The organism is Clostridium sp. AWRP (genome assembly GCF_004006395.2).
Lineage (GTDB): Bacteria > Bacillota > Clostridia > Clostridiales > Clostridiaceae > Clostridium_B.
In genome coordinates this window covers 2,534,299-2,549,949 of sequence record NZ_CP029758.2, presented here as the reverse complement: position 1 = coordinate 2,549,949, position 15,651 = coordinate 2,534,299, and the positions used below count along the sequence as shown (strand labels likewise).

The 15,651-nt window shown below is 32.9% G+C and carries 12 protein-coding genes and 2 riboswitches; all 12 genes read left to right on the top strand.

Annotation, left to right across the window (positions count from 1 at the left end):
* Nucleotides 1-8: 8 nt before the first annotated feature.
* A complete protein-coding gene (locus DMR38_RS11695; RefSeq protein WP_127721486.1) occupies nucleotides 9-1,565 on the top strand; it encodes an ABC transporter substrate-binding protein in 1,557 nt (518 codons plus the stop codon).
* A complete protein-coding gene (locus tag DMR38_RS11690) occupies nucleotides 1,562-2,410 on the top strand; it encodes an ABC transporter ATP-binding protein (RefSeq protein ID WP_127721485.1) in 849 nt (282 codons plus the stop codon). The genes DMR38_RS11695 and DMR38_RS11690 overlap by 4 nt, the downstream gene beginning before the upstream one ends.
* Nucleotides 2,355-3,317: an ABC transporter ATP-binding protein gene (locus DMR38_RS11685; RefSeq protein WP_127721484.1), complete on the top strand. Its 963-nt coding sequence runs from the start codon at nucleotides 2,355-2,357 to the stop codon at nucleotides 3,315-3,317. The genes DMR38_RS11690 and DMR38_RS11685 overlap by 56 nt, the downstream gene beginning before the upstream one ends.
* Before the next feature lie 23 nt (nucleotides 3,318-3,340).
* Nucleotides 3,341-4,303: a M14 family metallopeptidase gene (locus DMR38_RS11680; protein WP_127721483.1), complete on the top strand. Its 963-nt coding sequence runs from the start codon at nucleotides 3,341-3,343 to the stop codon at nucleotides 4,301-4,303.
* A gap of 104 nt (nucleotides 4,304-4,407) precedes the next feature.
* Nucleotides 4,408-5,163: a class I SAM-dependent methyltransferase gene (locus DMR38_RS11675; protein ID WP_243124291.1), complete on the top strand. Its 756-nt coding sequence runs from the start codon at nucleotides 4,408-4,410 to the stop codon at nucleotides 5,161-5,163.
* Between the two features lie 70 nt (nucleotides 5,164-5,233).
* Complete coding sequence (locus tag DMR38_RS11670; protein ID WP_175412993.1) at nucleotides 5,234-6,619, top strand: MATE family efflux transporter; 1,386 nt, start codon at nucleotides 5,234-5,236, stop codon at nucleotides 6,617-6,619.
* 557 nt (nucleotides 6,620-7,176) lie between these two features.
* Nucleotides 7,177-7,560, top strand: coding sequence for a 4Fe-4S binding protein (locus tag DMR38_RS11665; RefSeq protein ID WP_065079296.1), 384 nt, complete (start codon nucleotides 7,177-7,179; stop codon nucleotides 7,558-7,560).
* 84 nt (nucleotides 7,561-7,644) lie between these two features.
* Nucleotides 7,645-7,830, top strand: a riboswitch (cobalamin riboswitch).
* A 330-nt stretch (nucleotides 7,831-8,160) separates the two neighbouring features.
* The gene (locus tag DMR38_RS11660) at nucleotides 8,161-9,003 is read left to right on the top strand and encodes a hypothetical protein (protein WP_127721481.1); all 843 of its coding nucleotides are present in this window, start codon (nucleotides 8,161-8,163) and stop codon (nucleotides 9,001-9,003) included.
* A gap of 68 nt (nucleotides 9,004-9,071) precedes the next feature.
* Nucleotides 9,072-11,960, top strand: coding sequence for a cell surface protein (locus DMR38_RS11655; protein WP_127721480.1), 2,889 nt, complete (start codon nucleotides 9,072-9,074; stop codon nucleotides 11,958-11,960).
* A 150-nt stretch (nucleotides 11,961-12,110) separates the two neighbouring features.
* Nucleotides 12,111-12,575, top strand: a complete 465-nt coding sequence (locus DMR38_RS11650; RefSeq protein ID WP_127721479.1) for a GNAT family N-acetyltransferase — start codon at nucleotides 12,111-12,113, stop codon at nucleotides 12,573-12,575.
* 102 nt (nucleotides 12,576-12,677) lie between these two features.
* Nucleotides 12,678-13,004, top strand: a complete 327-nt coding sequence (locus tag DMR38_RS11645) for a hypothetical protein (protein ID WP_127721478.1) — start codon at nucleotides 12,678-12,680, stop codon at nucleotides 13,002-13,004.
* Between the two features lie 176 nt (nucleotides 13,005-13,180).
* Nucleotides 13,181-13,368, top strand: a riboswitch (cobalamin riboswitch).
* A gap of 942 nt (nucleotides 13,369-14,310) precedes the next feature.
* The gene (locus DMR38_RS22310; RefSeq protein WP_243124290.1) at nucleotides 14,311-15,330 is read left to right on the top strand and encodes an Ig-like domain-containing protein; all 1,020 of its coding nucleotides are present in this window, start codon (nucleotides 14,311-14,313) and stop codon (nucleotides 15,328-15,330) included.
* Nucleotides 15,331-15,651: the final 321 nt, after the last annotated feature.

The following is a 15,651-nucleotide window of genomic DNA, read 5'->3' as shown; positions in this document are numbered from 1 at the left end:
TTAGAAAAATGAAATTTAAATTAAAAAGAAAATTAGCATTAATATTTACAACAGTGTTATTATGTACAAGCTTTTCGGCCTGTACAGGAGGAAATTCTGCTGATAAAGGCAGCAGTGATAAGCAAAAAAGCATTACATTTGGGACAAATCAGTTTCCAAGTAATTTGGACCCGGCTTCTGAATGGAACGGTTGGTTTGTTTCTATGTTTGGTGCAGGAGAAACTTTGGTAAAACTTAATAAGAATATGCAAGTAGAGCCCTTACTTTCTGACTTCTGGAAAAGAGTAGATGACTTAACCTGGAAATTTCACATTAGAAAAGGAGTTAAATTTGATAATGGCAAACCAGTTACTGCTCAGGCTGTAAAAGCATCCCTTGAAAGAACATTGAAAATGAATCCAAGAACAAAAGAAATATTACTTATTGATTCTATGACTGCAGATGGACAAGATATAACTATAAAAACTAAAAGTTCAAGTGAAGCATTTTTATCAAATATGGCAGATTCTTCAGCAATAATAGTAGATGCAAGTGCTTCAGCAGACACCTTTGCTAAAGCTCCAGTGTGCACAGGCCCTTTTAAGGTTAAATCATATACTCCAAATTCAAATGTAGTAGTAGAAAAAAATAAAGATTATTGGGGAGATAAAGCTAAGGTAGATAAAGCAACTTTTAAGTATATTAAAGATGATAATACTCGTGCAATGGCGCTTCAATCAGGAGAAATCGATGTAGCACAAAACATTCCAAGTAATAATATGTCATTATTCAAAGATAAATCTAAGTACAATATAGATAAAATAACTAGTTTAAGAATAATAATGTCCTATGAAAATTTAAATAATGAGTTCTTGAAAGATCCAGCAGTACGTAAAGCTATTTCTTTAGCAGTTGATAAAGATACTTATGCTAAAACACTTCTTAAAAATAGTGCTGTGCCTGCAGTTGGACCTTTCCCAGAATCACTGCCTTATGGAAATAAGAACCTTACAGGATATAAATATGATAAAGCAGCAGCAGTTAAGCTTTTAAGCGATGCAGGATATAAAGATACAGATGGGGATGGCATACTAGAGAAAAATGGCAAAAAATTAGAACTGAATTTATCTTTTTACACAACTCGTTCAGAGCTTCCAATAATTGCACAAGCAATGCAGGCGAACCTTAAAGAAATTGGTATAGGCACTAAGTTGCAATCTTATGAGGATGTTTCCCAGATACTAAAAAGTGGAAACTTTGATTTGTGCTTGTATAGTGTAAATACTGCTACTTCAGGGGACCCACAGTCATTCTTGGAAGTATACTTTAAAACTGATGGAACTGCAAACTATGGCAAATATAGTAATGCAGAGGTAGATTCTCTTATTGATAAGCTTAAAACTGAAAAAGATATTAAAGAAAGAAGCAATATTGCTACAAAAGTACAGCAGAAATTGTTAGAAGATAACTCTAATTTATTTCTTGTTACTCCAATGCTTAATGTAGTTAGTAAAAACACTGTTAGTGGAGTGACAATGTATCCTGTTGATTATTATTTATTAAATAATAAGGTAAGCATAAAATGATAAGCCAAAAGATTTTAAGTATAAATAATTTATCAGTAAAATACGGTATGCAAGAACCTGTTGTAAAAAATATAAACATGTCAATTGCAAGTAAGGAGATAGTAGGAATAGTTGGGGAAAGCGGCAGTGGAAAATCAACACTTATACGTGCCGTACTAGGTATATTGCCTAAAGGAGCTGTTATTTCTTCAGGAAATATAATTTATAAGGATAAAGATATTCTTAAGTATTCTAAGAAAGAATGGCAAGAAATACGTGGGAATAGAATGGCTATTGTTTTTCAGGATGCAGGAGGATCATTGACTCCTATTAAAAAGGTTGGTAATCAATTTATTGAAAGTATAAGAAGTCATTTTAATATTTCAAAAGCTGAGGCATATGATAAAGCAGTTAATATGCTTGCAAAAATGAGGCTTCCTGATACAAAGCGTATAATGAATTCTTATCCTTTTGAACTTAGTGGAGGCATGAAGCAAAGAGTAGGTATAGCCATAGCCATGACTATGAAACCAGAAATATTATTGGCAGATGAGCCAACTAGTGCACTTGATGTAACGGTACAAGCACAGGTGGTCAGGCAGATGATGGAGCTTAGAGACAATTTCAATACAAGCATAATAATAGTTACACATAATATGGGAGTAGCATCTTATATGTGCGATAAAATAGGAGTAATGCAAAGTGGCGAATTGGTTGAGTGGGGAAATAAGGATGAGGTGATAAACAATCCAAAGTGCCAATATACTGTAAAACTCTTATCAGCAATACCTGAATTGGAGGAATGTAATCTTGCTTCAAGAGAAAGAACCAATATTGACAATAAAGAATGTTGTAAAGCGATTTGATTTGCAAGATGGAAAAAAGTTAACTGCAGTTGATAATGTAAGTTTAGAACTATATTCAGGAGAGTGTTTGGGGATAGTTGGGGAAAGTGGCTGTGGTAAAAGTACTTTAGCAAATGTAATTACCAATTTGGAAACTTTGACTTCAGGAGAGATTATTTATAATAAGAGAGATATTTCAAAGTTGAAGGGGGAAGAACTTAGACAAAATCGAAGAAAGCTCCAGATGATATTTCAAGATCCTTCTGAATCCTTCAATCCCCGTATGAGGATTGGACAAATTATAAGTGAGCCACTTTTAAATTTTAAACTTATGAATAAAGCTGATGCAGAATTGAAGACGAAAAAACTCCTTGAAATGGTGGGGATTAGTGATGAATTTATGAACAGATATCCCCATCAGCTAAGTGGAGGACAAAAGCAAAGGGTTGCAATAGCAAGAGCCCTATCTTTGGAACCCGAAATTATAATATGTGATGAAGCTACTTCTGCGTTAGATGTTTCGGTGCAGGAACAGGTGCTTAAGCTTCTTATAAATTTGAAAAAAGAAAAGGGACTATCATACATTTTTATATGTCATGACTTAGCAGTAGTTAGAAACATAAGTGATAGAATTATCGTAATGTATCTTGGGCGTATTGTTGAAACAATTGACAGTGATAGACTTACTACTGCTGCAGTTCATCCATATACAAAGGCACTTTTAGCATCAGTATTTTCTGTTAAAGAAAGAGAAAATACTGAAATAGAAATAATAAAAGGTGAGCCGCCAAGTCCTTCTGATATACAGCCAGGCTGCAGTTTTAATTCCAGATGTACAAAATGCAAAGATATATGCTTTAATGAAAAACCTGAATTAAAAGAAATAGAAAAAGGTCATTTAGTGGCCTGTCATTTATCCGATGACTAATTATGACAGGGGGATATTGATTAATGCAAATGTTAAAAGTAGGAAATATATGTGCTAAAACTGGAGAAAAAGTATCAGGTTATGTACAAGTAAAGGGAACGGATATAGAACTTCCAGTTACCATTATTTGTGGAGAAAAGGAAGGAAAAACAGTATTTATTTCTGGAGGTGTACATAATGCAGAATATGTGGGAATTGAGACAGCAATTGAGTTAGCTAATGAGATTCTACCATCACAGTTAACAGGAAATCTTATTATATTACATTTGATGAATAGGACGGGATTCGAACATCGGACTATGAGTATGGTATATGAGGATGGCAAAAATTTAAATAGAGAGTTTCCTGGAAATGTACAGGGAACAACTGCAGATAGAATCTGTCATACGGTTGTAACAGAATTTCAAAAAAATGCAGATTATTATATTGATCTTCACTGTGGAGATGGGTATGAAGAGCTAACACCTTACGTATATTGTGTAGGAGTTGCTGCTCCAGAAGTCGTTAAAGCAGCAAGAGGTATGGCTGAACTAGTAAATGTCCCTTATTTGGTGCAGTCTCCTTGCGGCAGTGGAGGTTCTTATAATTATGCTGGTTCCTGTGGAATTCCTAGTATTTTGATTGAGAGAGGTTGTATGGGACGGTGGTCGAAAGAAGAAGTGAAAATAGGAAAAGAAGATGTTAGAAATGTCTTACGCTATTTGGGATTATTAGAGGGAGATGTTTCTGAAAGAACTTATCATCCTGTTGATGTGGGAAATGTGGTCTGCAAAAATGCCGAACATACTGGCTGCTGGTATCCAACAAAAAGAGCAGGAGATAATTTTAAAAAAGGAGAAATATTAGGGTACATTAAGGATTATTTTGGCAATGTTTTGGAAACCTGCGCTGCTGAGATGGACGGAATATTACTCTATCAAGTTAGTAGCTTGTGTGTTATTAAGGATAGCCCTATGGTGGCCTATGGAGAAAAGCAAAATCAATAATAGTAATCCAAATTCTTTTTCATTTATGGGGAAATCATTTCTGTGATTTCTCCTTATATAGATATGTTTAAAAAAATAGAATCATAAATGAAGGAGGCAGTATAATGGCTTTAGAGAAAATAGCAAAGTATTGGTCAACTCAAGCTGATGGATATTCTGAAATTAATCAGGAAGAATTGGAAAAAGAGCAAAGAGCCGTATGGTTAAAATTAATTGAAGACAACATACTCAAGGGAAGCTGCTTAAAAGTACTTGATATTGGATGTGGTCCCGGATTTTTTTCTATACTGATGGCGGAAAATGGTCATAGGGTAACCTCTATAGATTTCAGTGAAAAAATGTTAGAAAATGCAAAAAAGAATACAAAAAAATATGAAGTAGAAGATAGAATTGATTTTTTAAAAATGGATGCACAGAGTCTTACATTTGAAAATGAAAGTTTTGATTTGATATTGAGTAGAAATATCACATGGACACTTGAAAATCCAAATCAAGCTTATAAGGAATGGCTGCGTGTATTAAAACCTGGCGGATGTTTTATGAATTTTGATGGAAACTGGAGAATGAATTTATATGACAAGAATTTAGCAAGATTATGTGAAGAAGACAAAAAAAAGCTAGTCAAAATGGGGTATGAGGTCAAAGATGATGGACATGGTAAAGAACAGGCTGGAGATTCTTTGAATAATCTTCCTTTGAGTAATATATTAAGGCCATTATGGGATGTTGAAACACTTATTGAATTAGGATGCACAAATATAAAAATATTAACAAAACTACCACATAATATTATGAATGAATATTATAGCATTTTATATACACATATGCCAATGTTTATGGTTAGAGCACAGAAGGGATAGAAAAATTTATTAAGTGATAGTAAGGCTAATGAAAGGCAAATAAACGACGAAAGAATGGATGTAAGCTATAATGATTAATTTGAAGAAGAGTATTAATTTAACAGAAGGCGTTATATGGAAGCAGATACTACTTTTTGCACTGCCACTTTTGGGATCCAGCTTGATTCAACAATTATATAATACAGTTGATTTGATTTTTGTTGGAAATTATCTTGGCAAAGAAGCTGCAGCAGCAGTTGGAGCTAGTTCCTTGATTATTACCTGCTTGGTAGGATTTTTTACGGGAATGTCAGTAGGGGCAAGTGTTGTTATTGCTAATATTGTTGGATCAGGGAAAAAAGAGAAATTAAAAGATGCAATACATACGGCAATAGGACTGAGTTTTATTGGGGGAATAGTACTTTTCATTATTGGATACATAGGTGCACCATATTTTTTAAAGTGGATGAATGTTCCAGGGGAAATACTGAAACCAGCTGTTTCATATATAAGAATCTATTTTTTAAGCCTCATTTCCATTATTACCTATAATATGGGCTCCGGTATTATACGAGCTATGGGTAATTCTAAAATACCAATGTATATACAACTTTTTGGTGGAATTGTTCATGTATTAATGGACGCATTGTTTATAGCTATTTTTGAAAATGGCGTTAATGGAGTTGCATGGGCAACGCTTTTATCGCAGACGGTAACTGCTGTACTGATATTATATTATTTGACACATTTAGAGAGTAAATATAGATTAGAATTTAGAAAAATACGAATACATAAAGATATACTGTTACCTATTCTTAAAATTGGAATACCGTCAGGGTTTCAAAGCATTGTAATAACATTGTCCAATGTTATTGCACAATATCATATTAATAGCCTAGGTGTAAATGCAATTGTTGCATTTACAGCATATTTTAAAGTAGAATTGCCTATTTATCTTCCAATTGTAGCTTTTGGACAAGCAATTACAACGTTTTCAGGGCAGAATATAGGTGCAGGAAATATTAAAAGGGTAAAAGAAGGAACGAAGGTATGTATACTGATGGGAATAGGTGTAACCATGGTATCAAGTATGATTTTGTTGATATTTGGACGCCAAGCTTTTGGAATATTTAATCATGATAGTGTGGTAATTGATTATGGAATTCGAATAATAAGTACTTCATTTCCCTTCTATTGGATTTATGTTGTTTTGGAAGTATTGGGCGATACTATAAGAGGTGCAGGAAAAGCGACTCCACCAATGGCGATTATATTATCTAATATATGTGTGCTTAGAATTGTATTGCTCTTTACTATAATGCATTTCTATCATGATGTTCGGGGAGTAGCAATTACATATCCCATAACCTGGGCTACAACAGCATTTTGTATGGCTTTATATTACCTAAAAGGTAATTGGGCAAAGAAGTTAGGCACTAACAAAAAAATAATTAGTCCCAATTTGCAAAAAATATAGATAAATCTATCAGTATCAAAATAAAACTAAATTAAAGCAATTTATCAATATGATACGAGAAAATATTCAAAATGATAAACAGAGTTCTTGATTTCAGATGGAGTTTTTTCTCCATCTGAAAATTATTAACAGGATTCTTAGTGCTTTAGCACTCAGAAGGTGCTATTCTTTAGGGGAAATCGTTATCCAGTGTAGCATCGGATAAAATTTATAATTTTAAGTAGGAATATTGCAAGCTGAGAGATTGGCATATAAATTGCTTTCTAAAAATAGTATAGTTTTGAAATAAATTTAATTATTTAAACCCTAAACTCTAAAATAAAAAATACTTAAGAGCAGTCCCTCCTGCGCTTAAGTACTTTTTATTTTATTTTGACAATTTTGTTGTACATTTATTTTATTGGATGACTATATGACCTAATATCCCCACGCACTCTGTTTGTGCAAAGCAAAATAATAGGCATAAAATTTGCGGTATTGATATATAGCTTATATATTTGTATAATTAAAATATATGTACAAAGTATGTATAAATAATGTTTAAAGGGGAATGTTTTATGAAAAAATTAGTTGTTAAAGATAAGTCTTTATGTATGTCTTGTTTAAGTTGTGAAATGGCTTGTTCTGAGGCATTTTACAAAACCTATGGCAATTCTTGTATTAAGATTGATGAAGGAAAAGATGGATCTGTAGATTTAAAAGTGTGCAACCAATGTGGAGTATGTGCTAAAAAATGTCCTGAAGAGGCCATTAAACAAAATGCTAAGGGAATATATATGATAGATAAAAAAGCTTGTACTGGATGTGGTACATGTGTAGAAGCCTGTCCAAAAGGTATTATTGTAAAAGTAGAAGACAAGCCTAATCCAAGTAAGTGTATGGCATGTGGTATTTGTGTTAAAGCTTGTCCTATGGGAGTGCTTGAAATTCAAGAAGATTAAAATGTTTAATAATGGATTTATTGAGAAAATAATGTTGACTTTTCAAAATTTATATACTACTATTAACATAGAAGTAATAAAAATTTAATATTTTTACTGTTAGGTGCTGTCAAATTGATAGTTAAAAGGGAAAGTGTAAAAAACACTGCAGCCCACCGTTACTGTATGGAGGATGAAACCCTAATTATGTCACTGGATTTTTATATCCGGGAAGACAGGGGAGTAAGATGAATCTGAGCCAGGAAACCTGCCTGATATGTCGTTTGATTCTTTCGGAGGGGAAGATAATACTGTGTTTGCTGTTTATAATTAAAAGTAAACGATTATACTGGTATAAAAAGAACCCTTGTGGTTCTTTTTATTTGTTTTATGCAGTAAAATAGTATGAATTTGTATTGGTAAATGGAGACCTTCGAAAGGGGTCTCTTTTGTTATATTAAGCATTATAAAAGTAGACAAGCATATTGTAATTTTACCCTTTCGAGGAGGTGATATTTAGGGTAAGGTCTAAAAATAAATAGCATCAGATTACTAAATATGGAGGTGAAATAGAGTAAAGTTCCAAATGACAAAAAATAAAATTTGAAGGAGTGCATTTTAATGATTAGAAGACTAAAGAACAAATTATTTGCAACTTTATGTGTGGCAGCATTGACCTTAGGAACTGTGGCAGTCCCATCTTCTTTTAACAGTGTACAAGCTGCTGGAACTACAAAAACTGTTTATGTGGATGTTGAGAAAAATGTTTTAGGACAGGATCCTATTTTGCAGCCAAAAGCAGTTACACTCAGTGATACGGCTACCATTGCTGATGCTACAAAACAGGCCGTAGGTGATGGAAATGTAAATATAGTTCCAAGCCAGTATGGAAGCTACATAACAGGCTTTAAAGATACTACAGATAATCAAGCAGCTTTTAACAACAACTATAAATTTAAGACTGTACTTAATAATATAACTAAGGGTATTGTTTTTGACACTACAAAAGCGTACAAACAAAATATTGTTACTGATCCAAATTATTTAAGTGAAAAAGAATGTGATGGAATCTCTGGATGGATGTTTACAGTAAATAATAAATTGAACCATGACAGCACTCCTTATAATGGAGGTACAACATTAACTAATGTACCAGATGGAGCTGTAATTCGCTGGGAATTTACAGCAGCAATGGGAGCAGATATGGGACTAAATAGTGCATATTTACCAACTGAAGCTTCTAATGGATATTATGATTGGAGCACTGCTGTATTTGCTGATCCATTCTTTATAAGAGCAGACAAAACAGCTTTGATTACTAAATTGGCAACAACTGCTAAACCAGCTAGTGTAAGACATGGACGTAATCAATATATTGCAGCACAATATGCACTTAAAAATCTGACAATTAGTCAACATGATGTTGATAATACATTAAACAACTTAAATAATGCACTTAAATAGTGCAATGAGGAGATTACATTTTGTGTAATCTCCTATATGCACTTTTGGAAATTGGGAGTGAAAATTAAATGATAAAAAAGAAAAATGCTCTATCAAAATTTTTAAGCATTTTAGCTATAATTTGTTTTATGTTTAGTACCTTTCCTTCTTTACCGGTACTAGCGGAAGGGGCCAATCCTTCACTTGCTGCTGATACAAAGGGCCAATATATTATTAATTCAGTAGAGGATATTAACAAGTTTAGGACAGATTTAAATAATGGGATAGATTATACCAATAAAATAGTAGTTTTAGGTTCAGATGTAACAATTACTGATGATGTAAAATTAACACCTACTACTGGTACCTTTCAAGGTTTTTTTAATGGACAGGGACACAGCATAAAAAATTACAATGATTCATTAACAGGATTTGTTTGTAGAATAGGTAGTAATGGAGTTATTACTAATTTACATATGGGTATGAATGTATCCAACGCTGGCGGATTAGAAGAGAACAGTGAACTAAAACCGGGACTTTATTATTATGGTTCTATTACAAATGAAAATGAGGGCAAAATAAGCTTATGTAGTGTAGAAGGAACTGTTACTACTGATAGCCGCGAATTAGGGGAAAATGGATCATTCAGTATTGGTGGAATTGCAGGTATGGTAGATGATTCTAACAATACTAATTGTGTTGTAGAAAATTGTTACAGCAGGCTTAAAATTCAGGCTAAAACTGATGATAAATATGTGCAATCTGCAGCTGGAATAGCTTTTGAAACAGATAGCAGTGATCGTACTAAAATAATTAAGAATTGTTATGCAGCAGGACAGATAACATGTTATGAAGGAGCAGTGGGAATTGGATGTGGAAGTTCTGGTAATTATCCAAGTAGTTACTATGATAAAGATGTCACCACTGTTACAGATGATACATTAGGTGGTGTTCCAAAATCTACAGCTGAAATGAAACAAAAATCCACATACGTTGGCTGGGACTTTGATAAGATATGGGATATTGATCCAAGTAAAAATGATGGTTATCCTTATTTAAAATCAAATCAGAAAAATGATGGTCCAGTAACTCCTGCTATTGATATGCCCGTAGATGTGAATATCAATATAGCAGATAAAACTGTAAGTAAAGATGGGACAGTTGATCTAACAGCAGATTACACATGTTCACTTACGTGTTCAGATCAAGAAAGTATTAAATTATATAATGTAAAAGTAACTTTAGATGGGAAAATAAATTTCTCGGGCTTTACAGGAGAAAAAATACCAATGAACTATATGCCTGCTCAAGGTGATTCGCGGGAGTTAACTTCGGATGTATTAAAAAGGTACCTCAAAATTACCTATGATGACAATAAGAAATACAAATTTGAAATAGGTAATGTTACATTCAATAATCCAAATTTTTATGGTAATGGAATAACAACAGTTCCTGAAGATGAACAAAAGCAGCAGGTAGAAGATGCGAAGAAAGCAGAAGATATACTTTATAACAAATTAAATATAGGACAGGGGGATGTACGTGCATTTACCTGGAGTGGAAATAGAGCTGCTGCACCGGGAACGGAAGGAACTATTGTATTAGATGACTATGTATGGGAAGTATTTTCATCAGCACGTTCCGGATATAAAGGTGTGAGGAAAGGATTTTATGATGACTGGTTCAAGAACATACAAAATGGTCTGGAAAAGATGAAAGAAGCAGGGATAACAGCCGGGGATGTAAAGATGACTGAGTGGGATAAACTGGTTCTAGCAATTACCGCTATAGGATATGACCCGAGGGACATAAAAGCTTATGATTTGATAGATATTGTCTCAAATAACGATTATTTAGATGTCTCAAATCAAACATTTTCAGAGCAGTATGCAGTAATGGCACTGACATCTTATAATTATCCTATTTCCCAGGATGGAAAACACATTGATATAGAGAAATGTATACACAGGTGGGCTAAAAGCGCATTAGCAACAAAAGGGGCGGATGGTTCTGCGGTATTGCCCAATTCAGCGCCTGATATGTGGACAATGCAGTTCCAGCCAATTGCAGCATATTATGACCCTAATGCAAAAGAAGGGGATAAATACTATGATGTAAAACAGGCTATGGAACATGTATTTGCACAATTTTCAAATGCACAGACTTACAAAGGTTCTTTCTGGGGAGCATTTCAAGCGGATTATAATAACCCATGGACCAATGCCCAGGTATATATGACACTTGGTATGGCACATGCGAATATATTTGACAGTAAATATATAAAAAATGGGAACAGTATTTTAAATGGTGCACTTCAATTTTATGATATTAAGAACGGCACCACCGAGTTTGACAACCACAGTTATGAACCGGCACAGATGTGCAGGGGACTTGATTCACTTGTAAGGGCATATGAAGGAAGAAACTCGATATTCGACTGTACAGATGTGAAGAATTCCACAGTACCTGTAAATAATGCCATAACTCAACTGCCAGATGTAGATAAGCTTACTTCAGCTGATAAAGACAAGGTTGATGCAGCAGAGAAATTGTATGATGCCTTAAGTGATGCACAAAAATCATCCATGAAGCAGGAAACAGTGGGTAAGTTAACAGCAGCAGAAAAAAAGGTATCAGGATCTCAGGGTGAAACAAAACCAATAAAGATAACTAACCTTACAAAGGACAGTTCATTTAAATTGGGAAATGATGCAAAGGTATCTGTAAAGGCAGAAAATAATTCTGGTAAAGACAAGGATGCATCGCTATTAGTAGCACTATATGATGGAAGCGATAAATTTGTGAAATATGTATGTGGAAAGCAGACAATTAAAAATGGAAATTCATCTATTTTAACAGGCATTATGAAACTTCCAGAAGAGGGAATATATAAATTGAAGGCGTTTGTATGGGACAGCCTTGAAAATATGAATCCCCTTTCAGATATTATAGATATATCCGTTCAGTCAAATAAATAAAATACTTTTAAGATGGGTTTTGCTAGAGATATTGGCAAAACCCATAAATTAAAGATATGAATTGTTATTATAGTAGGATATATTGGAGATGACATTTTTACTCATTCCACAGTTGGCTGTGAGAATTTAAGTTAGGTGGCTGCTATAAACATGTCAAAAAATGCGGTAATTGAAGAGATTAATAATAAATATGCAATTCAACTTATAGAAATATTAAATACTGATAATGTATTACAAGAAAAATTAGGTTGTAAAAAGTGTATAATATCAAAGGATGAATTTATCAAACACAATAATGAATGGTCTGAAAACACAAACTCGGAAATATTTGCTATTGTTTTGAATAATAATGCAATTGGTATGATATCGTTAAGTTATCAGAGTATAGAAGAGAAGAAAGCAAAAATTGGTTATTGGCTTGGGAGTAAGTATTGGGGAAAAGGATATGCAGGCCAAGCTTTTTCGCAAATATTGGAGTATGCTAAAAGGAAAGAAATAAAATATTTAAGTGCTAAAATCGTAAAAGATAATCTAGCTTCTAGAAGAATTTGGGAAAGGCATAGTGCAAAAATGGAATTAATAAGAGATAAGATGTACGTGTCTATAGTATTATAGAAATTTCTACTATTTTCATATAAGTAAATTTATTTCGTCAGTCTGAGAAAATGAGTCTGTTTTTGTAAAAGCTTATTATAAAGTGTAATAAGGAGGAAAAGAATGAAATTTTCGAGAAAAGTTATTGTAATTTTATCTTCTTTTATAATAATTATTGGAGGATTTATTATAAGTCACATAACCCCTTCGATGTCTATTAGAACATTTATTTTTGTGAGAGGATATCCAGTGAGAGCATTTAAAGTAACCGTACATGTCAACAAAGGACAGTATAATATGGATAAGAACATTCTTGATAAAGAAAATGCTATGATTTACACTATTGTTGGTTACGATTTGTATGATAAAGCAACAGGAAATGTAATAAGCAATTATAAAGTCAGAAAAATGGGACTTTTATATTTTACTGAAGACTATGGAGAATGCTAACTATTTTTAAAATATGTATTAAATTGAAAATTCATATTTAGTTCTATATTTAGAATATAATCAACTTTGGTATACTAAGACATTATCATCTTTCGTTCAGAAATATCTTTATATTAATGAAAACAATGTTGACTTTTGAAAAATTATGTACTAATCTTAATATAAAGATAATAAAAATTTAATATTTAGTATTAGGTGCTGTCAAATGCGATAGTTAAAAGGAAAAGTGTAAAAAATCACTGCAGCCCACCGTTACTGTATGGAGGATGAAACCTTAATTATGCCACTGGATTTTTATATCCGGGAAGACAGGGAAGTAAGATGAATCTGAGCCAGGAAGCCTGCCTGATATTATGTTAATTCTTTCGGAGGGAAAGATGTTACTATTTTGAGCTGTTTATAATTAAAAGTAAACGGTTATATTGACATGAGAGAACCCTAGTGGTTCTTTTTTAGCTTATAAGCTTATGTTATATATAAGAGACCTTCGTAAGGAGGTCTCTTTTGTTATATTAGACACTATAAACAGAGTCCTTGGTTTCAGGTGGAGTTTTTTCTCCATCTGAAACTTAGAAATCGTTATCCAGGGGCGTAGCAGATGTTATCTCTCACTTTATAAGGAGATGGGGGTATTACGGCTGGTAGCCATCGGATAAAAAATAGACAGATATATTGCAATTTTACCCTTTTGAGGAGGTGATATTTAGAGTAAATCCTAAAGATAAACAATATTAAATTATTAATTATGGGGGTGAGATAAGATAAAGTTTTAAGAAAAAATTGTTTACAACTTTATATGTGACGCAGTATTAGCATTGAGAGTTGCAGCTGTCCCATCTTATTTTAACAGCGGCCTGTGGCAGTATTTATTTTATTATATAGCCAGTACCTTTATCTGATACCTTTATTTAATCTGCCTGATGGTGCTGTAAATTCGTTGAAAATTTTCAGCAGTATGTGGATGTGATTTGGGACTAGCAAGATATCTTCCAGATGGAACACTTAAATATTGATATCATAATTGGAACAGTAAACCAACATATATATCGAAAATGACAAATCATGCAAATAAAACAAATATAACTTATAATAATTAAACTCAATTAGAAAAATTGGAAGCTATTCAAACTGATGTTAATAATGCAGCTAATGTTCTGGATATTAAGACAGTTGCTTCTATAAAATAAGAGTAAGTTTCTTTATTGATTAATTAAAAGTTTTAGATGGATACCAGGTTAAGTAGAGTTTTTTAACCTGGTATTTTACATTTGTTACTGATTTAATTTAAAAATAAGAGAGGTGTAATATGAAAAACATCAGAGAAAAATATATCTCCATATTAATAACCTTTATGATGATAGTGAGTATGATAGGGATAAATGTAGGAAGTGTTTTTGCAGATGAAAATAGTAATGATATAAATGTTAATGTAGCAGTAGTAGGAATGTATAATGAAAATCTTTTCAGTCCACAGCAAATTAAAGTAAAAGAAAATGCCACTGCTGAAGATGTATTGAAAGCTACAGGATTAGATGTAGAAGTTAAAGATACCGGAATGGTAGATAGCATAGCTGGACAGAAAAATGGTACTGATGATGGTAATTACGGATCTCAAAGTGGGTGGATGTATAAAGTTAATTATACAACGCCTCAAAATTATCCTAAAGTTCAAAGTGTAAAAGATGGAGATTATCTATTATTTTTTTATACTAAAAATTATGATGATTTATTGCCTAGCTATGATTCAACTCAAAATGATTTTGTAAATGTAACCCTAAAAAGTATACAAAAGTATAATAGCTTTAGTGAACAGATTATTGTATTGAATAATAACTCTATTAATACTGCAATCATGGAAGGTTTAAAAAAGCATGGACAAGATTTTGATAAATCCTCTTTAGCAGCAGGAGCTTTAATGTCAAAGGATGATACGCAGTTTTGGAGTTACATTTTAAATGGTGACAACAGTACTTATAATCAAAAGGATACACAACTAAAGGATGGAGATACAATAACAACATTTAAAGATGACGATCAGGGCATAAAAGAAGTAGAATCTATAGCTTTAGATAAAACGGAAGCTAACTTGATTGAGGGAAATACACTGAATCTCACAGCTGCTATAACACCAAAGGGTGCATTTAATACAAAAATAGATTGGTCAAGCAGTGATTCTACAGTAGCAACAGTGGATGGAAACGGAAAGGTAACAGCAGTAATAACGGCAGTATCCGAAGACAACAGAAATGTAGAGGCACAGTGCATAGTTACAGTAGCCAACACACCAAAACCAATACAGATAACTAACCTTACAGAGGATAGTTAATTTAAATTAGGTGAGGATGCAAAGGTATCTGTAAAGGCAGAAAATAATTCCGGTAAAGACCAAGATGCATCTCTATTAGTAGCACTATATGATGAGGGTGGTAAATTCATCAACTATGTATGCGGAAAGCAGACAATAAAAAATGGAAATTCATCTATTTTGACGGGTATTATGAAGCTTCCAAAAGAGGAAATATATAAATTGAAGGCATTTGTATGGGACAGCCTTGAAAATATGAATCCCCTTTCAGATATTATAGACATATCTGTTCAGTCAAATAAATAAAAAGTAAAAAAGCTTCTATAGGATTAATTAGTTATT